This window comes from Stutzerimonas kunmingensis (assembly GCF_032106285.1).
Taxonomy (GTDB): domain Bacteria; phylum Pseudomonadota; class Gammaproteobacteria; order Pseudomonadales; family Pseudomonadaceae; genus Stutzerimonas; species Stutzerimonas kunmingensis_B.
In genome coordinates this window covers 98,309-122,690 of the sequence record NZ_DAMCPO010000012.1, presented here as the reverse complement: position 1 = coordinate 122,690, position 24,382 = coordinate 98,309, and the positions used below count along the sequence as shown (strand labels likewise).

Below are 24,382 nucleotides of genomic sequence, written 5' to 3'. Positions count from 1 at the left end.
GTCATCTCCGCGCAGGCACAACGCCACTGGCTGTGCGCATTGCGCCGGCTTGGCTATGATCGAGAGCCATGAATAGCCTGCCGCCGCTTCGCCCATCCTGCCCGCCCGGCACCTGCACCTGCCGGCGTGACGAGCTGCTGGAAACAGCCGGCGCCGACGTGCGCATTCTCATGCTGACCCGTCACGAGGAACGCCGCCTGCTCGAGCGCTTGGAAAACGTGCAGAGCCTGGACGATCTCGAGCGCGTGCAGCAACGCATGCTCGACCAGCTCGGCATCCGCATGACCGTCGCCCCCGGCCACAACGAGGTGCGCAGCATGCGCGGCATCGCCATCGAGTTTGCCGAACAGCCCGGCCTCTGCCGCAAGACCCGCCCCGCCATCGCCGCCGCCGTACGCCGCGGGCTGGAGAAACAGCCGGAAATCGCCTGGCGTCTGCTCGATGCGCACGACCTGCTGGGTGGCCTCTGACAGGGGCAACACAAGCCTCGCCCAAACCGGTCTCGCCCCCTTGATTCGCCAGAGCCGGCATGCCGATCGCGCCTGAGGGCCAGGCGGCGAAGCACCGACAATAAAAGTGCCTATGCTGTATCGTGGAGCAATTGCTGCGACAGCATTCTTCCTGCAAACGGAGTGGCCGAAGGGCCCTCCGCTTTCATGGCTCGTCGATTCTTGAAGCCTCTGCCATACCGCCACGCGGTCTGGTGCATGCACGAGGCCGTACGGCGATTTGGCAGAAACCGGCAATCGGTTTCCCGTTGTTCCGAAAGCTTGCCGCCGTGGTTCCTCCCGACAGGAGCCGGCGCACTAACGCCTGTTCCCCTATCTCCGCTAGTCGGACAGGCGCTCATGACCTCAGTTTTCCGTCACATCCTCGGGCGCCATCAGCGTTCGCCCGTCTGGAGCGATCTCGCTCCCGTTCGCGACGAGTTTTTCGGCCCGGAGCGGCTCGAGCATCACGCCCGGAGCCTGGCCGCCGCCCAGCCGGTCACCCCTCGCCCTCGGGCTGTGCTGCCGCTGCACGCGCGCTTGAACGACAACGCGACGGTGCTGCTGGCGGCTTACCGCGCCAGCGCCGCCGAGCTGGAAAGTGGTCGCAGCGTGGTACCCGCCGCAGAGTGGCTGCTGGACAACTACCACCTGGTCGAGGCGCAGATCCGCGAGATTCGCGACGACCTGCCGCCAGGCTTCTACCGCCAACTGCCCAAGCTGGCTGACGGGCCTTTTGTGGGCTATCCCCGCATCTTCGGCCTGGCCTGGGCGTTCGTGGCCCATACCGACAGTCATTTCGATCCCGAGACCCTGCGCCGTTTCATCAATGCCTACCAGCAGATCCAGCCGCTGACGATCGGCGAGCTGTGGGCTGTGGCCATTACCCTGCGCATCGTCCTGATCGAGAACCTGCGTCGTCTGAGCGATCAGATCACCGATGGCCGGGCAACCCGAATGGCCGCCGACGAGCTGGCCAACCGGCTACTCTCGGCCAGCTCGCCGGAAAAGGCGCTGGACGATGAAATTGCCGCGCGTGGCACGGCGCCGTTGTCCGAGGTCTTCGCCGCGGAACTGGCCAAGCGCTTGCGCGACCAGGACCCGCGCACCACGCCGTCACTGGGCTGGCTGGAAGAACAGCTGGGCCGCCAGGACACCTCCATCGAACAGGTGGTACAGCACTCGCAGCAGCGTCAGGGCGCCTCCAACGTCAGCGTGCGTAACGTCATCACCAGCATGCGGTTGATCTCCGATATCGACTGGACCGAGCTGTTCGAAGACGTCAGCCTGGTGGATGAGCGGCTGCGCGGCGGCAGTGCCTTTGCCGCCATGGACTTCCCGACACGCAACCTCTATCGCAGTGCCATCGAGCAACTGGCACGCGGTTCCAGCGCCAGCGAACTGGAAATAGCCGGCGCCGCGCTGGACGCCGCCAACGCCGCCAACGCCGCACCTAGCCGTGACATCGCCGACGACGAGCGCGTGGCCGACCCCGGCTACCACTTGATTGGCGAAGGCCGTCTCGGTCTCGAACGCAACCTTGGCTTCCGCCCACCACTGGGGCTACGCCTGAGCCGTTTTCACGTGCAGCTGGGCATCGTCGGCTATGTTGGCGCCATCCTCTTGGTTACCACCCTGCTGCTGTCCCTCGGGCTGCAGGCCATGGGCGGCGCTGGCGTGGGCGCGGGCTGGCTCGCGCTGCTGGCTCTGGTCGCCTTTCTGCCGATCACGGACTTGGCCTCGGCGCTGGTCAACCGCGTGGTCACCTGGCGTTTCGGCGCCAGCACGCTGCCGGGCCTGGACCTCACCGCCGGTGTGCCGCAGTCGATGCGCACCCTGGTCGCGGTGCCGACGCTGCTGACCAATGAAGCGGACCTGCTGGAACAGATCGAGCGAATCGAAGTGCATCACCTGGCCGGCGCCGGGGACGACCTCACCTTCGCCTTGCTCACCGATGGCCTGGACGCCGACCAGGAAACCCTCGACAGCGACGCCCGGCTGCTGGAGGTCGCGGTCGATGCCATCGCGCGACTCAACCAGCGCTACGGCCCGGCGCCCGGCGGCAGCCGTTTCCTGATTCTGCATCGGCGCCGGCAGTACAACCCCAGCGAAGGCTGCTGGATGGGCTGGGAGCGCAAGCGCGGCAAACTGCATGAGCTGAACCAGCTGTTGCGTGGCGCGACCGATACCAGTTACATGCCCCTGGCCGGCTGTACGCAGCGGATTCCCGCGGATGTGCGTTACGTGATCACCCTGGACGCAGACACGCGCCTGCCGCGTGATGCCGCCATGCGCCTGATCGGCAAGATGGCGCACCCGCTGAATCGGCCGCGATTTAGCGTACCCGAACAGCGGGTGATCAATGGCTACGCGATTCTTCAGCCGCGTGTCACGCCGTCGCTGCCCGTGGGCCGCGAAGGCTCCTTCTATCAACGGGTGTTCTCCAGCCCCGGCGGCATGGACCCCTATGCCGCCGCCGTATCCGACGTCTATCAGGATCTGTTTGGCGAAGGCTCCTACACCGGCAAAGGCATCTACGACATTGACGCCTTCGAGGCAGCGCTGGCCGGACGAGTGCCGGAAAACAGCATGCTCAGCCACGATCTGTTCGAGGGTGTGTTTGCCCGCGCGGGACTGGCGACCGACGTTGAGGTGGTGGAAGAGTTTCCCTCGCGCTACGACGTATCGGGCAAGCGCCAGCACCGCTGGACCCGCGGCGACTGGCAGCTGCTGCCGTGGATCTTCGGCGCGCGCCGCGGCCCCCAGGCATTGCCCATCATCGGGCGCTTCAAGATGCTCGACAACCTGCGCCGCTCGCTGCTGGCACCGCTGAGTCTGCTGGCACTGGCCCTGTGCTGGATGCTGTCGCTGCCGGCGGCCCTGATCGGCACCTTGCTGGTGCTCGGAGCGCTGGCGATTCCCGGTTTCCTACCACTGTGCTTCACGCTGCTGCCGTCTCGCAGTGGCGTCAGTGCGCAAAGCCATCTGCACCGGCTGCTCGGCGACCTGCGCATGGCCGCCTCGCAAACCCTGTTGAACCTGGCGTTTCTGCCGGACCAGGCCTGGCGCATGAGCGATGCCATCATCCGCACCCTCTCACGGCTCTATGCGACTCGCAGCCACCTGCTGGAATGGACCACCGCCGCGCAATCGGCCATTAGCCCGCGGCTGAAACTGAGCGGCTTCTACCGTGGCATGGCCGGCGGAACAGTGCTGGGTGTCGGCGTCGCACTGCTGGCGCTGCTGGTCGCGCCGGGGTCATGGCCGCTGGTGCTGCCGTTCGCCCTGCTCTGGCTGGGTGCTCCGGCGCTGGCCCTGTGGGCCAGTCGCTCACCTCGCGTCGCTCCCAGTCAGAAACTGGCTGAAGCGGATGCCCAGGAGCTGCGCCTGATTGCACGGCGCACCTGGCGCTTCTTCGAAACATTCGTCACCCCCGCCGACAACATGCTGCCGCCGGACAATTTCCAGGAAGACCCAAAGCCTGTAGTCGCGCGCCGAACCTCGCCCACCAACATGGGGCTGTATCTGCTCTCAACCGTTGCCGCACGTGATTTCGGCTGGGCCGGCACGCTGCAGACGCTCGAGCGAATGGAGACGACGCTGGACAGCATGAGCCGGCTGCAGCGACACCGCGGGCACTTCTTCAACTGGTACGCCACCGAGGACATGCGCGCGCTGGAACCCGCCTATGTCTCGGCCGTGGACAGCGGCAATCTCGCCGGCCACCTGATCGCCCTCGCCAATGCCTGCGAAGAATGGCTCGACCAGCCCCAGGTGCCGCATGCCCGCCAGGGCCTGCACGACAACCTGATACTGGCGCGTCAGGCCATCGCCGCGCTGCCGGCAGCCAATGGCGAGCGCGGCCAGCCGTTGCTCGGCGTGCTCGATGAGATCGCCACGCAAATAGGCGACGCGCAAGCGCTCGACACCCGTTCGGCAACGCTCCGGCAATTGGCCGAGAAGGCCGTTCGCGTCACGCAGGAAATCAGCCCATCCGCCACGGATGACGAAGATGCGCAGGCGCTTCACTTCTGGATCAACGCCCTGTGCCAGACGCTGGCCGAACACGCGCGGGATCGCCAGCTATCCGCCGAGTCGCTGGCAGCGATGCAGGCGCGCCTGCGCGGCGTGGCTGCCAGCGCACGGGAGATGGCGCTGGATATGGACTTCGCCTTTCTGCTCGACCCCGAGCGCAAGCTGCTGTCGATCGGTTACGGCCTGGCCGACAACAGCCTGGACCCCAGCTGCTACGACCTGCTGGCCTCCGAAGCCCGCCTGGCCAGCCTGTTCGCCATTGCCAAGGGCGATGTCACCACGCGGCACTGGTTCCGCCTGGGCCGCACGGCAACACCGCTGGGTAATGCATCCGCGCTGATTTCCTGGTCGGGCTCGATGTTCGAATACCTGATGCCGTCACTGGTCATGCGCGCCCCGGCGGGCAGCCTGCTGGAGCAGACCAATCGTCTGGTCGTGCAGCGCCAGCAGGAATATGGCAATGACCACCACGCGCCCTGGGGCGTTTCGGAATCGGCCTATAACGCCCGCGACATGGAGTTCACCTACCAGTACTCCAACTTCGGCGTGCCGGGCCTGGGCCTCAAGCGAGGGCTGGCGGAAAACCTGGTGATCGCGCCCTATGCCACCGGGCTCGCGACCATGGTCGACGCGACTGGCGCCCAGGCGAACTTCCGGCGCATGACGGAGATGGGTGCGCTCGGGCGCTACGGCTTCTTCGAAGCGCTGGACTTCACTCCGACACGCCTGCCGGATGGCCAGGCGTTCGTCATCGTGCGCAACTACATGGCGCACCATCAGGGCATGACCATCGTCGCCATCGCCAATACCTTGCAAGACGGCCAGATGCGCGCACGCTTCCATCGCGAGCCGATGATCCAGGCCTGTGAACTGCTGCTGCAGGAACGCATGCCGCGTGATGTCGCCATCGCCCACCCGCGTGCCGAAGAAGTGAAGATCCGCGCCGTCGAGGGCGGCGGTGATCCGCAATCACTGCGCCGCCTGAAAGGCTCAGCCGCTGGCAGCGCGCCGGTTACCCATCTGCTCAGCAACGGCCGCTACGCCGTGATGCTCACCGCAGCCGGTGCCGGCTACAGCCGCTGGCGTGACCTCGCGATCACGCGCTGGCGCGAGGACGTCTGCCGTGACGACTACGGCTCCTTCGTCTTCCTGCGCGATACCGAAGACGGCAGGGTCTGGCCCGCAGGCGGACAGCCGCTGGGCAGCGATGCGCTCAGTCACGAGGTGATATTCGGTGAGGATCATGCCGAGTTCATTCGTCACGATCTGAACCTGACCACCACGATGGACGTGCTGGTATCCGGAGAGGACGACAGTGAAGTGCGCCGCGTCTCGCTCGCCAACAGCGGTCGCGAGGCGCGGGACATCGAACTGACGTCCTACAGCGAAGTGGTGCTGACCACGCCGGCCACCGACAATGCGCATCAGGCATTCGCCAAACTGTTCGTGGTGACCGACTACCTGCCCGAATTCGGCGCGTTGACTGCCACTCGCCGCCTGCGCAGCGAGGGCGAGCAGCCGATCTGGGCCGCGCACTTCGCCGTGGTGGAAGGCGAAATCCTATCCGACCCGCAGTATGAGACCGATCGCGCCCGCTTCATCGGCCAGCGACCGAGCGTGGCCGCTGCCGCGGTGGTCGCCGAAGGCCAGCCCCTGTCGAACAGCGTCGGCACGGTGCTCGATCCGATCTTCTCGCTCAAGTACCGGATCAGGGTGGCGCCGGGCAAGGTCGCCCGCGTAGCGTTCTGGACCCTGGTCGCCGACTCGCGTGACGAGCTGCTGAGCCTGATCGAGAAGCACCACGACCGCAGCGCCTACGACCGCGTCAAGACCCTGGCCTGGACTCAGGCGCAGGTGCAGCTGCGCCATCTCGACATCAAACCGGCCGAAGCCGCCGACTTCCAGCGCCTGGCCGCGCCCATTCTCTATGCCGATCCGAAATTCCGCGCGCCGTCGGCTGCGATCATCCAGGGTGCCGGCGCCCAATCCGGCCTGTGGCCGCACGCGATTTCGGGCGATCTGCCGATCGTGCTGCTGCGCATCGACGATATCCAGGACATCGCCCAGGTCCGCCAGTTACTCCGTGCCCATGAGTACTGGCGGATGAAGCGCCTGGCGGTGGACCTGGTGATTCTCAACGAGCACGCCAGTTCCTATCTGCAGGATCTGCAGATCGCCATCGAAACCGCGGTGCGCAGCAGCCAGTCGCGTCCGCGCTTCGGCGCCGAGCTTGCCCAGGGATCGGTGTACATGCTGCGCGCCGACCTGTTGAGCGGCGAGGCACGCGCCCTGCTGCGCAGCGTCGCTCGCGTAGCACTGATAGCCCGCCGCGGGCCGATCGACAAGCAGCTGGCCAACACATTGCTCCTGGGCGACGCCGTGGCAGCGCATTTCGCTGCCCCGCCCTCGCAGCCGGTCGTTGCGGCACCGCGCCCTACCGGCAGCGAACTGGCACAAGGGCTGGAGTTCTTCAACGGCCTCGGCGGTTTCGACAAGGACGGCCGCGAATACGTGACACTGCTGGAGTCGGGCAGCACGACACCAGCGCCGTGGATCAACGTGATCGCCAACCCGCGCTTTGGCTTTCAGGTCTCGGCGCAGGGCAGCGGCTATACCTGGGCGGAAAACAGCCGGGAAAATCAGCTCACGCCCTGGTCCAACGACCCGGTCACCGATCCCTGCGGCGAAGCCTTCTATGTACGCGACGAACGCAGCGGCGCGCTGTTCAGCCCAACCGCCCAACCGATCCGCGATGACGGCCTCTATGTGGCGCGGCACGGCCACGGCTACAGCCGCTTCGAGCACCAGGCCGAAGGCATTGCGCTGGATCTGCTGCAATACGTCGCCCTTGGCGACCCGATCAAGATTTCCCGACTGACGCTGCGCAACCTGTCATCCGAGCCTCGCCGACTGTCGGTCACCAGTTATAGCGAATGGGTGCTCGGCACCGCCCGCGGCGCCTCCGGGCCTTTCATCATCACCCAGAGCGACGCCAGCAGCGGACTGTTGCTGGCGCACAACCCCTGGAGCAGCGCCTTTCCCGGGCGTATTTCATTCGCCGATCTGGGTGGACGACAAACGGCCTGGACGGCTGATCGCAGTGAATTCCTTGGCCGCAACAGCGGCCCCGCCACGCCGGCGGCGCTGCTTACTGGCAAACCGTTATCCGCCAGCGTCGGCGCAGGCATGGACCCTTGCGCGGCATTGCAGTGCGGGGTCCAGCTCGCCCCTGGGGAGAGCGTCGAGATCGTCGCCTTCCTTGGCCAGTGCGCGTCGGCTGATGAGGCGCGTGCGCTGGTCGAGCGTTATCGCCAAGCCGATCTCGACGCAGTGCTGCGTGAAGTCACGGACCACTGGCACCGCGCCCTTGGCTCGGTACAGGTGAAAACGCCGGACCGGGCGATGGACATCATGCTCAACGGCTGGCTGCTGTATCAGACCCTCGCCTGCCGCATCTGGGCGCGCTCGGCTTTCTATCAGGCCAGCGGCGCCTATGGCTTTCGCGATCAGTTGCAGGACGGCATGGCACTGACGTTTTCGCAGCCAGAGGCCACCCGCAGCCACATCCTGCGCGCGGCCAGTCGCCAGTTTCCCGAAGGCGACGTACAGCACTGGTGGCTGCCGCACTCCGGTCAGGGTGTGCGCACGCGCATTTCCGACGACCGTGTCTGGCTCGCATTCGCCACGGCAACCTATGTTCAGGTTTCCGGCGACGCAGCGATTCTCGAAGAGCCGGTGAGCTTTCTCGAAGGGCCGTTGCTAAAGCCCGGCGAGCACGATGCCTTCTTCCAGCCGATGATCGCGGACGAGGCTGCCTCACTGTTCGAACACTGCGCTCGCGGACTCGATCAGTGCCTGGAGCTGACCGGCGAACTCGGCCTGCCGCTGATCGGCGGTGGTGACTGGAACGACGGCATGAACCGCGTCGGAGAAAATGGCAAGGGCGAGAGCGTGTGGCTCGGCTGGCTGCTGCTGCGCACCATCGAACTCTTCGCGCCGCTGGCTGAGCAGCGAGGCAGCGTGGCTGGCGCCCAGCGCGCCGAACGCTGGCGCGAACACGCCCTGGCACTTGCTGATTCGCTGGAAGAAAAGGCCTGGGATGGCGAGTGGTACCGCCGCGCAACCTTCGACGACGGCACCTGGCTGGGCTCCAAAGACAGCGACGAGTGCCGCATCGACTCCATTGCTCAGTCCTGGGCGGTGTTGTCCGGCGCAGCGGACCCCGCCCGCGCGAAACAGGCCATGGCTTCCGTGCAGCACCACCTGATCCGCGAGCATGACGGTCTGGCCCTGCTGTTCACCCCGCCATTCGACAAGACGCCGAAGGAGCCCGGCTACATCAAGGGATATCCGGCGGGCCTACGCGAGAACGGCGGTCAATACAGCCACGCTGCGATGTGGGCCATGCTCGCCTTTGCCAAGCTCGGTGATGGCGATGCAGCGTGTGGGATGTTCAAGCTGCTGAACCCGATCAATCACGCGCTGACACCGAAAGAAAGCCAGCGCTACAAGGTCGAACCCTACGTGGTCGCGGCGGACGTCTATGGCGTCGCACCGCACAACGGCCGCGGCGGCTGGACCTGGTACACCGGCGCTGCCGGCTGGATGTATCGCGCCGGCGTCGAAGGCATCCTCGGCATCCGCCGCGAAGGTGAATGGCTGATCGTCGATCCGTGCATCAGCAGCCACTGGCCGGCGTTCGAAGCCACCATCACCCTGGGCGAAACGCGCTACGCCATCCGCGTGGAAAACCCAGGCCAGGCCAACCGCGGCATCCAGCACGCGCGGCTGGATGAAGGCCCGCTCGATTGCATGAACGGATACGTACGACTTGCGCTGGATGGAGGGCAACATCAGGTCGTATTGACGCTGTAGAACCAGCCCGGTAGCCGTCCGGGGCTCGTTGCGCTGCTGCCGGGCGGTCAAAGACTGCCATGGCACCAGCGCAAGCCTGCGCAACACCAAGCTGGCGCGCGGATCCGAGCCGTCGGGGTGGGGTAAACCTCACCTCGACACCCTTCCGGCTAACCGGCCATCACGCCCCAACTCGCCCGGCGGCCAGTCCCAAACCGGCCGCAAGCCATTACAATGCGCGACTTTCGATTCAAATCCGGTCCGCGCCATGTCCCTGCCCAAGCACCATCTCGAACTGCTCGCCCCCGCCCGGGATGCAAGCATTGCCCGTGAAGCCATCCTGCATGGCGCCGATGCGGTGTATATCGGCGGCCCGAGCTTCGGTGCGCGGCACAACGCCGAGAACAGCGTGGCGGAGATTGCCGAGCTGGTGAAATTCGCTCACCTGTTTCATGCGCGGGTGTTCGTCACCATCAACACCATCCTGCACGACGACGAGCTGGAAACCGCGCGTACGCTGATCCACCAGCTGTACGAGATCGGCGTCGATGCGTTGATCGTGCAGGACATGGGCGTCATGGAGCTGGATATTCCGCCCATCGAGATCCACGCCAGTACCCAGACCGATATCCGCACGCTGGAACGGGCCAAGTTCCTCGACAAGGCCGGTTTCTCGCAGCTGGTCCTCGCCCGCGAGCTGAACCTGCAGGAAATCCGCGCGATTTACGATGAAGTGGATTCGACCCTGGAGTTCTTCATTCACGGCGCCCTCTGCGTCGCCTTTTCCGGGCAGTGCAATATCAGCCACGCGCAGACCGGGCGCAGCGCCAATCGCGGCGACTGCTCCCAGGCCTGCCGCCTGCCCTACACGCTGAAGGACGATCAGGGCCGCGTGGTGGCCTTCGAGAAGCATCTGCTGTCGATGAAGGACAACAACCAGAGCGCCAACCTGAGCGCCCTGGTCGACGCCGGCGTGCGTTCGTTCAAGATCGAGGGGCGCTACAAGGATGTGAGCTACGTGAAGAACATCACCGCTTACTACCGCCAGCGCCTCGACGGCATCCTCGACGAACGCCCTGACCTGGCCCGCGCCTCCAGCGGCCGCACCGATCACTTCTTCGTACCGGACCCGGACAAGACCTTCCACCGCGGCAGCACCGACTACTTTGTCACCGACCGCAAGATCGACATCGGCGCCTTCGATTCGCCTACCTTCACCGGCCTTGCGGTCGGTGAAGTGCTCAAGGTCGGCAAGCATGACCTGACCGTGCAGACCCGCGAGCCGCTGTCCAACGGTGACGGCCTCAACGTGCTGATCAAGCGCGAGGTGGTGGGTTTCCGCGCCAGCGTGGTCGAGCCGCTGAAGCAGTTCGAGGAAGATGGTCAGTCGTTCTGGCAGTACCGCGTCGAACCCAACGAAATGCCCGCCGCCATGCGTCAGGTGCGCCCGAACCATCCGCTCAATCGCAACCTGGACCACAACTGGCAGAACGCGCTGCTCAAGACCTCCGCCGAGCGCCGCATCGGCGTACGTTGGCTGGCAAAATTGCGCGCCGATGAGCTGGAGCTGCACGTCACCAGCGAGGAAGGCGCCTATGCCAGCATGTCGCTGGCCGGCCCGTTCGGCGAAGCGAAGAAGCCCGAGCAGGTGCCCGGCCAGATCGCCGATCTGCTGAGCCAGCTGGGCACCACCATCTACCACGCCGAAGAAGTCGAAGTGGATGCACCGCAGGCCTTCTTCATCCCCAACTCGCAACTCAAGGCGCTGCGCCGCGAAGCCATCGAGGCGCTGGGCGAAGCGCGCGAAGCCATCCGTCCGCGCGGCGGGCGCAAGCCGGTCAGCGTGCCGCCGCCGGTCTACCCGGAGTCGCACCTGTCGTTCCTCGCCAACGTCTACAACGAGAAGGCCCGCGCCTTCTATCACCGTTACGGCGTGCAGCTGATCGACGCGGCCTACGAGGCGCACGAGGAAACCGGCGAGGTGCCGGTGATGATCACCAAGCACTGCCTGCGCTTCTCCTTCAACCTCTGCCCGAAGCAGGCCAAGGGCGTCACCGGGGTGCGCACCAAGGTCGCGCCGATGCAGCTGGTGCACGGCGATGAAGTGCTGACCCTGACCTTCGACTGCAAGCCCTGCGAGATGCACGTGGTGGGCAAGATGAAGGGCCATATCCTCGACCTGCCGTTGCCGGGCAGCGGCAGCAGCGTGGTCGGGCACATCACGCCGGACGATCTGATGAAGACAATCCGCAACAAGCCGCACGCCTGACGTCCATACATCCGGGGAGGCGCTGCCGTGACTGTACTTGCGACATGGGCAGAGATCCGCTCGCTCTATCGACAATGCCAACCCGGCGTGTTCACGGCGAGCTTCACGCATGGCGGGCTGCGCATGGTCTGGCCTTCCTGGGCGCTGACGATCGCTGTCGGCATATTGCTGGTTGGGACCTTGCTCAATAGCCAGTCACCTGTGCAGGGGTTGGCTGCCATGGCCGGCGCACTGCTTGCTCTGTTTGGCATGCTGCTGGCCCGGGAGCGCTATTGCGCGTGGTACTACCGGGATATCTATGCTCGTGAAACGCTGAACCGCTACGGTTTTCTACGCCGCGAAGAACTGCTGCGCTACGCACTGTTCCGAAATGCCCTTGTAGAGCGCGGGCTCAACGCAGCGGACATTCAGGAGTTGGCGCGCATCGCCGAGATCGCCGGCCCACCACCTCAGGAACGCTGGGTCTCCCAGAACCTCGTCATCGTCATGCTGGTTTCGGCGATCGTCAGTCTGTCGACGGACGTCATCAAGCTGACCGATACCTGGATCGCCGGAAAAGGCATCGTATTCGTGCTGGCGTTAGCCACGGTTACATATGTGGTTCTAGCCCTGTTGGATGGCATCCGCAGCAACCAGCATCGTGACCGGGTAATCGGCCGCTGCCTGGAGCGTGCGGCATTGGATATCGCACGCACCCAGGCCGCCCACAGCACACCGCAGGCATCTTTCGAAAGCACCGCTACGCATGAATAGCCACAGCTTTCCAAGCTAGCTCTGCGGAAGCCTGCTGATCCCACCGCAACAACCAAACTCGGCAGCGGATCACACGTAGCCCAGCTACAACGCCGTGCCGCTGGCAGGCCTGGCTAAGCGATAGGTCGCAAGGCTGCAAAGCAACAGGCCGGCGACCGCGAGCAAGCCGGCAGCCACGCCGATCTCACGCAACCCCAGATGGCTGACAACGAGGCTGCCGAGCAAGGCGCCGCCGCCGATTCCGACGTTGTAGATGCCGGAGAACATGGCCATGGCAACGTCGGTCGCGTCCGAAGCCAGGTTCAGTACCTTCGATTGCACGGCTAGGCCGAAGCACATCCCCGCGATACCCCAGATCACCACCACCGCACCGAGCAGCGAACTCTCGCGCGAAGCCGGCAGCAAGAGCAGCAGACAGATCGCCATGACCGCGATCGCCGCGATCAGAAAGCCCCTCGGATAGCGCGCGCTGTATCGGCTGAACAGCAACGAACCGAGCAGACCGGCACCGCCGAAGAGCAACAGCAGGACGGTGGTCATGTCGCCGCTCAGGTGCGCGACGGTTTGCGCAAAGGGCTCGATGTAGGTGTAGGCGGTGAATTGCGCGGTGATGACCAACGCGGTCAGCGCATAGGCGGTCAACAGCGCAGGGCGTTTGAACAGCACCGGCAGGCTGCGCAACGAACCGGAATTCTGGCTCGGCAGCGATGGCAGCGTCCGCGCCAGGACGACCAGCACCAGCGCGGCGATCACGCCGATGGCCAGGAAGGTGGTGCGCCAGTCCAGCGCCGCGCCCACCACGCGCCCCAGCGGGATGCCCAGCACCATCGCCAGCGCACTGCCGGTCGCCAGCAGGCCCAGGGCTTGCGCCTGCTTGCCTGCGGGCGCGACACGCACCGCCAGCGATGCGGTGATCGACCAGAACACCGCGTGCGCCAGGGCGATGCCAATCCGGCTGAGCATCAGCATGCCGTAGCTCGATGCCACGCTCGAAACCAGATGGCTGCCGATGAACACCACGAAGACCAAGACGAGCAGTGTGCGCCGCTCGAAATTGCGCGTCAGCAGCATCATCGGCAGCGACATCAGCGCAACCACCCAGGCGTAGATGGTCAGCATCAGCCCGACCTGGGATGGCGGCATGTCGAACGAGCGGCCGATGTCACTTAGCAGCGCCACAGGGACGAACTCGGTGGTGTTGAAGATGAAGGCGGCCAGCGCCAGTGCGATCACGCTGAGCCAGCTCCCGGCCGGGGAGCTTTGCAATTCGTTCATGGAGAAGTGGGTCTGGTATCGATTCAGTCGAAGCAAAGCGCGACGAATGAGGGTGTAAGGGCGACGGTTCCTGCCCGAATGCCATGACACACGCGGCCCGCACGCGCGAAGCGAGCAGGAAGGCAGCGGGAGCGGATGGAGTGAGGGACGGGACAGTCGAAGCGGCGCGGATTCTACGCCCGCCCTCCGCTGATGTCAGGTCGCAAACGTGCGTCACGACGAGCGGCGGCCACGGTATCGCTGCTGCCGGTGGTTGATCACAGCGCTCTGCCGCTGCCTGACTTCCGTTCGGCATCCCGGCGAAACTTTCCAGGCGAGCGCCAGCCGTACCTACAGAACCCATTTCAGGTCTGGAGTACGTATGGCTTACCCGAAGATTCCCGCTCAGCAGCAGGACCGCCTGCCCGGTCGCGAAGCCGAAATGCACCCGCAGGCCGAGTTCATCCGCGACAGCTACAAGGGCAGTGGCAAGCTGGCCGGCAAGGTCGCGCTGATCAGCGGCGGCGACAGTGGCATCGGTCGCGCGGCAGCGGTGCACTTCGCCCGTGAAGGCGCGGACGTCGCGATCATGTATCTCGACGAACACGAGGACGCCGAAAACGCCCGGCGCATGGTGGAAGCCGAAGGCCAGCGCTGCCTGTTGATCGCAGGCGATATCCGCGACAGCCGCCACTGCAACGATGCCGTCGAACAAACTGTGAAGGCCTTCGGCGGGCTGGACGTGCTGGTCAACAATGCCGGCCGCCAGGAGGTGCAGACCCGCCTTGAGGACATCACCGACGAGCAGTGGGAAAAGACCTTCGCCACCAACATCCACGGCTACTTCTATCTCACCCGTGCCGCCCTGCCCCATCTGCAGGCCGGCGCGTCGATCATCAACACCACCTCGATCAACTCCTTTATCGGTCACCCGCTGCTGGTGGACTACACCTCGACCAAGGGCGCCATCGATGGCTTTACCCGAGCGTTGTCACAGCAACTGATCGAGCGCGAGATCCGCGTCAACCAGATCGCGCCAGGCCCGATCTGGACGCCGCTGCAGCCGCCGTCGCTCGGCAAGCACGACCCGCAGATGCTCGAAGACTTCGGCAGCCAGATGCCCATGGGCCGCTGCGGCCAGCCGTCCGAACTGGGTCCGGCTTATGTCTATCTGGCCTGCGAGGACTCGTCCTATATCAGTGGCCAGACCATTCATATCAATGGCGGCAAGGTGGTCAACGGCTAGCCGGCGGTGGAAAGCCCGGGCCGGCGCGGCTCCAGGCGAAGCATCGGGTAATGAGTCCGCACGGAACCATCGTGCGGCTCGCCGCGCCCAACGATCAGTACCCATGCGTTGACCGCTATCGGTCCAGACGCCCGCCACCGCAGCCTCGCTGCATATGAAAGGTAAAGTCATGACCCAGATTCTAATTGCCGCTTTCGACCGCTATGCCGAAGCAGAGAAAGTGAAAGCCGAACTCGTGAGCGAGGGAGTGTCCAGCGACGACATCCAGATATCGGCATCCTTCAACAGCGACACCGTCGACAGCAGCCGTGTGGAAGTGGTCGGCGAAGAGCCGGGTGAAGACGCAACAGTGGCCGACAAGATCGGCAGTTTCTTTCACAAGGTCTTCGGCGACGGATCGAGCCAGCATGCCGGTCGTTACCCCGAAGCGGCCCGCCGCGGATCGACCATCGTCACCGTAACGCTGGAGGACGACAGCCGGGTTTCCGCAGTCGAGCGTGTCATGGAGCGCAACGGCGCCATCGATATCGACGAGCGCAGCGCCAAGTGGGGCGACGACGATGCCACCCCGGTGACCGCCAGCACCGAGACGCTGACCACCGGCTACCCGGACGCCACCTCGATCAGCGTCGACGAGCGCGAACTGGACGGCAGCTCGACACCGGATCGCGGTGCGGATCTCGGCTCGATTCCCGGCCGCGCGGAAAACGAAAAGGCTGCCCGGCGCGACAACACCGCGGGTCGCGTACGCATCATCCCGCGCTAGGGCGACCAGGCGGTTTCGTCTGCCAGCAGCGCCTGCAGCGCCAGCGCATTGCTAACCGCAGCGCCGCTGGCGGTATTGTCGAAGATGCACCAGCACGGCACGCCGGACCGAGCACAAGTCCGCAACTCACCAGCCAGCCGCTCCAGCCATTCGGCCGAGTACGCAGAATGGTAGATGCGTGGCGCCCCGTGCAGTCGGTAGTAGCGCATGCCCGACCAGCCGCCCGTCTGCTCTGCTCCTGCAATTGGCGAAGGATCTGCCGCCACCCGTGCGATACGCCAACGCTCGAGCAGCTCACCGGCGTCCAGCCAGCTCGCATGCCGCGGTTCGAGTACCAGTGCACCGTCGTAGCGCGCGCGCATGGCAGCGAAGAAGTCCTCCGCCGTTGAAGGCTCGAAGGTCAGCGATGGCGGCAATTGCAGCAACAGGCAGCCGAGCTTTTCAGCCAGCTCGGTCGATTCGCCGAGAAAGCGCTCGAGCGCCTCGTCACACTCGCGCAAGCGCAGCTCATGGCTGATCTGCCTGGGCATCTTCACGCAAAAGCGGAAGTCCTCCGGCACGCTCGCCGCCCACTTGCGATAGGTGGTCGGACGATGCGTTCGGTAGAACGAGCTGTTGATCTCGACCACCGATAGCTCTCCGCTGTAGCGCTGCAGGTGCGTACCTTGCTCAGCGAATGCCGGCCACGCCTCGCGCGGCAAGCTCCAGCCGGCACAGCCGATACCAATCATCTTGCGCACTTCCATCCCCAACATTCCTGCCCATCGTTCCGGCCCGATTACCGCGGTGTGCTTTAAACTCGCGCCCACCTGCCCCACGAACCCGGTTGACTCATGAAGCAGCGCGCCATCACACCCTTTCAGATCTTCATCCTGCTGCTATCGGTCTACGTGATCGGTGCGCTGGTGGCCGATCTGGTGTTCGACCTGCCCGACGACGTATCGACGTTGCTTGGGTATCTGGACAACATCGTGTGCGTCTTTTTCTTCATCGATTTCTGGATGCGCCTGCAGGAAGCCGACGACAAGCTGCGCTTCATGCGCTGGGGCTGGATCGACCTGCTGGCCAGCGTGCCTGCCGGCGGGTTGCAGGCGGCCAAGCTGTTTCGGGCCTTCCAGATTCTGCGGGTGCTGCGGGCGATCAAGTCGTTGCGGCTGATCTGGCGCATCCTGTTCCGCAACCGCGCCGAAGGCATCGTCGCCTCCGCCGCCACGGCAACCATGCTGCTGGTAGCGTTTGGCGCGCTGACCATGCTGCTGGTGGAAGCGCCGAACCCAGAGAGCTCGATCAACACGCCGGAAGAGGCGCTGTGGTGGGCGTTCGTCACCGTGACCACGGTCGGCTACGGCGACTTCTATCCGGTCACCACCCTGGGCCGCATCGTCGCTGTGCTGCTGATGGTGTCCGGAGTCGGTCTGTTCGGCAGCTTCGCGGCCTACATCGGTTCGCTGTTCGTCGCCGACCGCAACGAGGAAGACAACCGTGACCAGCTGGCCGACCGCGAAACCCTGCAGCGACTACTGGTACAGGTGGAATGCCTGACTGAAGAAGTGCGCAGCCTGAAGCTGCAGCTGGGGGACGATCGCCGTGACGATGGCGATGCCGTAAAGCGAGGGGTTTGATTTGTACGTATCGTCGACCAAGGCGCACAGTCTGGCGAGCAAACGAGCGCAACGCGAGTCGTACAAAGAAGACTGATCAGCAAAGGTGTCGATCATGGCCAAGACCGGGGGCAAGCAGTTCAAATCCATCAGGCTCGAACGTCTGGCGCGCTTCCTCGACTGGGCAACGGCGCGATATCCGGAATTCACCGCGAAGAAGCATCACCAGGAAAAGTGGTTCACCCCGTACGTCGGCTATCCCATCGTCGGATTGGCTCGCGCGGCCAAAGCGTTCTGGTTGGGGCTGCATGGGCAGGCGGTGGATGAACTGCTGGCGGCACCTGCTGCAGACGAGTTGCTCGATCGGGTCGTCAGCCGTGACCTCGGCGAGATCCACTGCAGCGTGGATGTGTTCGGCAGCGAGAAGACCTTCAGCCTGGGCTCGCCGGTCCATCTGCTGGAGCCGGACTGGGCGCTGCGTCTGGACGATAGCCCGCGGCGCGACGATTTCGCCGACAACCTGAAACAGGCCGTGCAGCGCTATGTGCGCAATCGGCTGCAGGTGCTCGAACGGCCCTTCGCCGAAATGGACGAGGACGAGCGGCAGCGGTGTCTGGCGCGCATCCGCCCAGAACTGCCACGGGTCGATGAATTTCTGCCGCACGCCGTCGCCACGCTCAACGAGATCCGCCACGAGCTGCGCTACCTGGTGCCGTTGCAACACGGCAGTCTCGTGGTCGAACTGCAGCGCCGTATCCCGGCCGGTCAGGATCACCTGCTCAGCGTGGCGGAAGTCGAGGCGTGGAAGCGCCAGGATCGCGACGAGCTGCAGGCCACTTTCGAACGCATGCTCGAGCTGGCCGGCGATTTCGACCTGCAGCTGCTCGGTCACAAGCGACTTACCGAACTCCTCACCCTCGAACCCGGCCGCATGCGCAAGGCGATTCGCGCCGCCCGCCGCGAGCATGAGGAGAAGATGGCGTTCGCCGTGCTGCTGGAGAACAACCCGCGCTTCGTCCACTACCACAAGCTCTACCCGGCCCGGCGCCTGACGCGGCGCTGGATCGCCCTGCTCGGCCCGACCAACAGCGGCAAGACGCATCGATCCATCGAGGCGATGGCCGCCGCCGAGCATGGCATCTACCTGTCGCCGCTGCGCCTGATGGCGCTGGAAAATCAGGAGCGTATCGAATCCATGGGCGTGCCCTGCTCGCTGGTCACCGGCGAGGAAGAAATCATCCGCGAAGGCGCCACACACTTCTGCTGCACCGTGGAGGAGTTTGCCCGCTTCCGCCACCAGCACTGGGATGTGGTGGTGGTCGACGAAGTACAGATGATGGCCGACCCGCAACGTGGCTGGGCCTGGGTCGATGCGCTGGTCAGCGCCCATACGCCGAAGCTGATGATGACCGGCCCGGCGCTGATCGAGCCATCGCTGCGCACGCTCTGCGAACTCTGCGAGGACCAGCTGCAGGTGCAGCGCACCAAGCGCCTGTCGCCAGTGGAGGTGGCCAGGCACGCCACCACGCTGGAGCGCCTGGAGCCCGGCTCGCTGCTGGTGGCGTTCAGCCGCAAGCTGGTGCTGGAGCTCAAGGGCATGCTCGAGAGTGCCAGCAAAAGCGTCTCGGTGGTCTACGGTGCGCTCTCACCCGAGGTGCGTCGCGAGCAGGCGCGGCGCTTCCGCGAAGGCGAGGCGGACATCATGGTCGCCACCGACGCGGTGGGCATGGGCCTCAACCTGCCAGCGCACACGCTGTGTTTCTATACCGATGAGAAATTCGACGGCATCCAGAATCGCCAGCTCAAGGTGCAGGAGGTCAAGCAGATCGGCGGCCGCGCCGGGCGCTTCGGTCACCACGACAGCGGCGAGATCACCGCACTCGACCCGCAGACGCTCAAGTCCATCCGCCGCCTGTTCAACAGCCCGGATGCGCCGGTGGACCTGAATCAGTTCCAGGTGCGCCCGTCCATCGATCACCTGTCCGCCATTTCCGAACTGATGGGCGAGCCGAGCCTGCTGCGGTCCTGGCTGACCTTCAACCGCAACATCAACTACGGCGAGGCGTTCATATCGGTACTGCCGGACGAACTGGCCGAGTGGATCGAGCTGATCGACGATCCGAAGATTCCGCTGTGGCTGCGCTGGACCTTCGCCTGCACGCCGATTCGCGGCGGCTTCGACAGCCCGGCCAGCCAGCATGCACAGCGCTGGATCAAACGGGTCGCCGAAGGCCACGCCATCCCGATGCCCAAGCTGCTGCTCGGCAGCGACCTGGCCAGCCTGGAAAGCACCCTGCATGTGGTGGAAACCTACCTGCATCTGGCCCGCAGCCTGCCCGAGCACTTCCCCGAACACGAGGATGGTGAAGACGCCCGCCAGCTGCTCAACGACGCCATCACCCGCGAACTGTCGCGCCAGCGCAAGCCGCGGGCTGCAAGACGTGGTGGCGGGCGCAAAGCGGGACGGCGACGCTGAGCATGGTCGCCGGCGACCATCCCACCCGATCGGGCGCTTTATAATCGCCGCTTTGCTGCCGAGCGCGAGCCTGCCATGCCGATCAACTATGCCCGCCGCCTGACCGACCGTCGTCGGTCCGCCCATGGCAATCGTCAGCTCGGCCTGTGCCTCGCCTTCGTCGCCGGAGCCGCCAATGCCGGCGGGTTCATCGCCGTCCAGCAGTACACCTCGCACATGACCGGTATCGTGTCGGCCATGGCCGACAACCTCGCCCTCGGGGCCATCGATCTGGCGCTGGCTGGCTTCGGCGCCCTGCTCTCGTTCGTCCTTGGCGCCATCTGCTCGACGCTGATGATCAACTTCTCGCGGCGCCGCCGCCTGCACAGCCAGTACGCCCTGCCGCTGGCGCTGGAAGCCTCGCTGTTGCTGCTGTTCGGCATCCTCGGCGCACGGCTGATGACGGTTCCGGGTTTCTTCGTGCCGCTGACCGTGGTGCTGCTGTGCTTCATCATGGGCCTGCAGAACGCGATCATCACCAAGCTTTCCAACGCCGAGGTGCGCACCACCCATATCACCGGCATGGTGACCGACATCGGCATCGAGCTCGGGCGGCTGATTTACTTCAACCGCAAGCATGACGACGACCTGCCCCCAGTTCGGGCCAATCGACAGCGCCTGCGCACCAACCTGCTGATGGTGATGAGCTTCTTCGTTGGCGGCTTGAGCGGCGCCGTCGGCTTCAAGCATTTCGGCTTTCTTGCCACGGTGCCGCTGGCCGCCTTGCTGTTGGCACTGGCGCTGGTGCCAATGGCCGACGATCTGCTGCTCGGCTGGCGTCTCTGGCGGCGTCGGCGCTAAGACACCGACGGTTTCCAACGCCATCCAGGTCGGCAAGGCTTCATCGGTCACGGCGAAGACTCGGGACCGCGGCGACAGCAAGCACCCTCATTTGTTCCCGCAGCTCGCCCGTAAAATGTTCGAATTTTTACTTTGACAGCTGCATTCTTTGCCTCTAAGTTTTCGTTTCCGAACAATTCCGAACCAACGCAGTGCTCGGAATAAAACAAAAACAAACGAACGAGGCTCCGCGCATGAGTACGCCCATCGTCCCGACGCTCAAGGGACAATGCATCGCCGAATTTCTCGGCACTGCCCTGCTTATCTTCTTCGGTACTGGCTGCGTCGCAGCGCTCAAGCTCGGCGGTGCCGACCTGGGGCTGTGGGAAATCAGCATCATCTGGGGCATCGGCGTTTCGATGGCGGTGTACCTGGCCGCCGGCGTCTCCGGTGCCCATCTGAACCCGGCCGTCACTATCGCCCTGTGGCTGTTCGGTACCTTCGAGCGGCACCGCGTTCCGGCCTACATCCTGGCGCAGGTGGCCGGCGCCTTCTGTTCCGCAGCATTGGTCTACGGGCTGTACAGCAGCCTGTTTTTCGATTTCGAACAGGCCCAGCAGATGGTTCGCGGCAGTGTCGAGAGCCTCGAACTCGCGTCGATCTTCTCCACCTACCCGCACGCCTCGCTGTCCTTCGGCCAGGCGTTTCTGGTGGAGGTGGTCATCACTGCCATCCTGCTGGGGATGATCATGGCCATCACCGACGACGGCAACGGCTTGCCAAGCGGCCCGCTGGCTCCCCTGCTGATCGGCCTGCTGATCGCCGTGATCGGCGGCGCAATGGGACCGCTGACCGGCTTTGCGATGAATCCCGCTCGGGATTTTGGGCCTAAACTGATGACCTTCTTTGCCGGCTGGGGTGACGTGGCCTTCACCGGTGGGCGAGACATCCCGTATTTCCTCGTCCCGATCTTCGCCCCGATTCTCGGCGCCTGCCTCGGCGCCGCAGGCTACAAGGCACTTATCTGCCGGCACCTGCCAGGGGTTGGCTCGGCCGCCTGCGATGTACCAGAACCCAAGGAAAAGGCCTCTGCCGAAATGCGCGCAGCCCAGCCCGACATCAGCAAAGTTCGCTAAGGAAACGTCGCCATGAGCAATCAGAACAAGCAATTCGTCGTCGCCCTCGACCAGGGCACCACCAGTTCCCGCGCCATCGTGCTGGACCGCAACGCCAACGTGGTGACCATCGCCCAGCGCGAATTCGCGCAGATCTACCCGCAACCGAGCTGGGTCGAGCACGATCCCATGGAGATCTGGGCGACCCAGAGCGGCGTGTTCGTCGAAGCCCTGGCCCAGGCCGGCATCACCAACGAGCAGGTGGCGGCGATCGGCATCACCAACCAGCGCGAGACCGCCATCGTCTGGGACAAGATCACTGGCCGGCCGATCTATAACGCCATCGTTTGGCAGAGCCGCCAGAGCACGCCGATCTGCGACCAGCTCAAGCGCGACGGGATGAACGATCACATCCGCCAGACCACCGGACTGGTGATCGACCCCTACTTCTCCGGCACAAAGATCAAGTGGATTCTCGATCACGTCGAGGGCAGCCGCGAGCGCGCCCGCCGTGGCGAGCTCCTGTTCGGCACCGTCGACTGCTGGCTGATCTGGAAGATGACCCAGGGCAAGGCCCACGTCACCGACTACACCAACGCCTCGCGCACCATGCTCTTCGACATCCACAAGCTGGACTGGGACCCAGTGATGCTCGAAGCGCTGGATATCCCCCGCGAAATGCTGCCAGAGGTGCGCTCGTCGTCGGAGATCTACGGCCACGCCTACATCGGCTCCGGGCAGAGCACCGGCATTCCCATCGCCGGTATCGCCGGCGACCAGCAGGCCGCGCTGTTCGGCCAGATGTGCGTCGAGCCGGGCCAGGCCAAGAACACCTACGGCACCGGCTGCTTCCTGCTGATGAACACCGGCACCAAGGCAGTGCAGTCCGAGCACGGCCTGCTGACTACCATCGCCTGCGGGCCGCGTGGCGAAGTGAACTACGCGCTGGAAGGCGCCATCTTCAACGGTGGCTCCACCGTGCAGTGGCTGCGTGACGAGCTGAAGGTGCTCAACGAATCGCTGGATTCCGAATACTTCGCCACCAAGGTGCCGGACAGCAATGGCATCTACCTGGTGCCGGCGTTCACCGGTCTCGGCGCGCCCTATTGGGATCCGCGCGCCCGTGGCGCGCTGTTCGGCCTGACCCGCGGGGTCAAGGTCGACCACCTGATCCGTGCAGCATTGGAATCCATCGCCTACCAGACCCGCGACGTGCTCGATGCCATGCAGCAGGACGCCGGCGAGCGTCTGCGCGCTCTGCGCGTGGACGGTGGCGCGGTGGCCAACAACTTCCTCATGCAGTTCCAGGCCGACCTGCTCGGCACCCAGGTGGAGCGCCCGCAGATGAAGGAAACCACGGCCCTCGGCGCGGCCTACCTGGCCGGGCTGGCGACCGGTTTCTGGAGTGACCTCGACGAGTTGCGCAGCAAGAGCAGCATCGAACGCGTGTTCGAACCGGCGTGCGGAAGCGAACAGCGCGAAGCGCTCTATCGCGGCTGGCAGAAGGCGGTCGAGCGTACCCGCAACTGGGCAGAAGACTGAGCGATAGCGCCCTGCGCCGGCCTGCGAGTGATTCGCAGGCCGGCGCAGCATTGTGCGAATTCGAACAAAACGCGCTTTAACCGAACGCCAGACTCCGGCATGCTTCCCGCACAACAGCGAACAAGGAAGCCTCATGAGCCTGGCGCCCCGGCAGCAGAACATCCTCGAACTCGTGCGCGAGCGCGGCTATGTGAGCATCGACGAGCTGGCTCGGCACTTCGCCGTTACCCCGCAGACCATTCGCCGCGACATCAACCAACTGGGCGATGCCGGCCTGCTGCGGCGCTACCACGGCGGCGCGGCCTATGACTCCAGCGTGCAGAACACCGCTTACAGCCAGCGCGCGCATCAGATGCGTGACGAAAAGCAGCGCATCGCCGCGGCCATGGCCGCACGCATTCCCGACCAGGCTTCGCTGTTCATCAACATCGGCACCACCACCGAGGCCATCGCCCGCGCCCTGCTCAACCACCGCGACCTGAAGATCATCACCAATGACCTGCATGTGGCGAGCATTCTCAGCACCAAGGAAGACTTCGACGTGCTGATCGCCGGCGGCAACGTGCGCAGCGACGGCGGCGTGGTCGGCCAGGCTACCGCGGATTTCATCAGCCAGTTCAAGGTCGACTTCGCCCTGATCGGCATCAGCGGCATCGACGAGGACGGCACCCTGCTCGACTTCGACTACCAGGAAGTCCGCGTCTCCCAGGCGATCATCCATAACGCACGCAAGGTGTTTCTGGCAGCGGACTCCAGCAAGTTCGGCCGTAGCGCCATGACGCGCCTGGGCTCGCTGGAACAGATCGACTGCCTGTTCACCGACTCGGCTCCTTCCGAGGTCTTCACCGAACTTCTGGCCCGCCACAAGGTGCAGCTGGAAATCGCCGAGTAGATTCAGCGCAACTGCCAGCACGCCTGCCCCGCTCAGGCTTGGCCACTCCGCGGTACGCCGGCCTTCACCCCAGCCCTCTCCCGGAGGGAGAGGGAGCAAAAGCGAAGCGCTGCCAGACGAAAATTCCCAGACACCGCTAGCCCCCCTCTTCCCTCCGTGCGAGCAGGCAGAACGCGCTGCCAGACGACGATGCCAAGTGACCGCTCGATCACTCCCCTCTTTGCAGGGGAAAGGCAAAGCGAAGCGGTACAAGTCGAAGATGCCAAGCAGCG

General features: G+C 64.9%; 14 protein-coding genes. 12 read left to right on the top strand and 2 right to left on the bottom strand.

The genetic code is table 11. The features are described 5' to 3' along the window. The first annotated feature begins 68 nt into the window (after positions 1 to 68). The 4 genes from RT582_RS11815 (at position 69) to RT582_RS11800 (ending at position 12,399) form a co-directional block, all read left to right on the top strand. Positions 69 to 470: a hypothetical protein gene (locus tag RT582_RS11815; protein ID WP_090518957.1), complete on the top strand. Its 402-nt coding sequence runs from the start codon at positions 69 to 71 to the stop codon at positions 468 to 470. A 378-nt stretch (positions 471 to 848) separates the two neighbouring features. Then, on the top strand, positions 849 to 9,398 hold the full coding sequence (locus tag RT582_RS11810) for a GH36-type glycosyl hydrolase domain-containing protein (RefSeq protein WP_313477507.1): 8,550 nt from the start codon (positions 849 to 851) through the stop codon (positions 9,396 to 9,398). Between the two features lie 247 nt (positions 9,399 to 9,645). Beyond that, complete coding sequence (locus tag RT582_RS11805; protein ID WP_313477505.1) at positions 9,646 to 11,646, top strand: peptidase U32 family protein; 2,001 nt, start codon at positions 9,646 to 9,648, stop codon at positions 11,644 to 11,646. An 87-nt stretch (positions 11,647 to 11,733) separates the two neighbouring features. Beyond that, on the top strand, positions 11,734 to 12,399 hold the full coding sequence (locus RT582_RS11800) for a hypothetical protein (RefSeq protein WP_313477503.1): 666 nt from the start codon (positions 11,734 to 11,736) through the stop codon (positions 12,397 to 12,399). An 84-nt stretch (positions 12,400 to 12,483) separates the two neighbouring features. On the opposite strand, the gene RT582_RS11795 is transcribed toward RT582_RS11800, so the two are convergent. Then, positions 12,484 to 13,674, bottom strand: coding sequence for a sugar transporter (locus RT582_RS11795; protein WP_313477500.1), 1,191 nt, complete (start codon positions 13,672 to 13,674; stop codon positions 12,484 to 12,486). A 361-nt stretch (positions 13,675 to 14,035) separates the two neighbouring features. Between RT582_RS11795 and RT582_RS11790 the strand changes: the two genes are divergently transcribed. After that, on the top strand, positions 14,036 to 14,899 hold the full coding sequence (locus RT582_RS11790; protein WP_313477498.1) for an SDR family oxidoreductase: 864 nt from the start codon (positions 14,036 to 14,038) through the stop codon (positions 14,897 to 14,899). Positions 14,900 to 15,068: 169 nt separating this feature from the next. Further along, positions 15,069 to 15,665 (top strand): hypothetical protein, encoded by a 597-nt coding sequence (locus tag RT582_RS11785; RefSeq protein WP_313477496.1) that lies wholly within the window; start codon positions 15,069 to 15,071, stop codon positions 15,663 to 15,665. Here the strand turns inward: RT582_RS11785 and RT582_RS11780 are convergent. Further along, positions 15,662 to 16,411, bottom strand: a complete 750-nt coding sequence (locus RT582_RS11780; protein ID WP_313477494.1) for a DUF72 domain-containing protein — start codon at positions 16,409 to 16,411, stop codon at positions 15,662 to 15,664. The genes RT582_RS11785 and RT582_RS11780 overlap by 4 nt on opposite strands. An 87-nt stretch (positions 16,412 to 16,498) precedes the next feature. On the opposite strand from RT582_RS11780, the gene RT582_RS11775 reads away from it, so the two are divergent. The 6 genes from RT582_RS11775 to RT582_RS11750 all read left to right on the top strand — a co-directional run bounded on the left by RT582_RS11775 (position 16,499) and on the right by RT582_RS11750 (position 24,110). Further along, positions 16,499 to 17,287 carry an ion transporter gene (locus RT582_RS11775; protein WP_313477492.1) on the top strand — a complete coding sequence of 263 codons (789 nt, stop codon included), beginning with the start codon at positions 16,499 to 16,501 and terminating at the stop codon, positions 17,285 to 17,287. Positions 17,288 to 17,381: 94 nt separating this feature from the next. Beyond that, on the top strand, positions 17,382 to 19,742 hold the full coding sequence (locus RT582_RS11770) for an SUV3 family DEAD/DEAH box RNA helicase (protein ID WP_104097785.1): 2,361 nt from the start codon (positions 17,382 to 17,384) through the stop codon (positions 19,740 to 19,742). 75 nt (positions 19,743 to 19,817) lie between these two features. Then, positions 19,818 to 20,582 (top strand): YoaK family protein, encoded by a 765-nt coding sequence (locus RT582_RS11765; protein ID WP_104097784.1) that lies wholly within the window; start codon positions 19,818 to 19,820, stop codon positions 20,580 to 20,582. A gap of 233 nt (positions 20,583 to 20,815) precedes the next feature. Then, positions 20,816 to 21,697, top strand: coding sequence for an MIP/aquaporin family protein (locus tag RT582_RS11760; protein WP_104097783.1), 882 nt, complete (start codon positions 20,816 to 20,818; stop codon positions 21,695 to 21,697). A gap of 12 nt (positions 21,698 to 21,709) precedes the next feature. Continuing rightward, positions 21,710 to 23,218 (top strand): glycerol kinase GlpK, encoded by a 1,509-nt coding sequence (gene glpK, locus RT582_RS11755; protein ID WP_179484481.1) that lies wholly within the window; start codon positions 21,710 to 21,712, stop codon positions 23,216 to 23,218. A 133-nt stretch (positions 23,219 to 23,351) separates the two neighbouring features. After that, positions 23,352 to 24,110: a DeoR family transcriptional regulator gene (locus RT582_RS11750; RefSeq protein WP_179484482.1), complete on the top strand. Its 759-nt coding sequence runs from the start codon at positions 23,352 to 23,354 to the stop codon at positions 24,108 to 24,110. Positions 24,111 to 24,382: the final 272 nt, after the last annotated feature.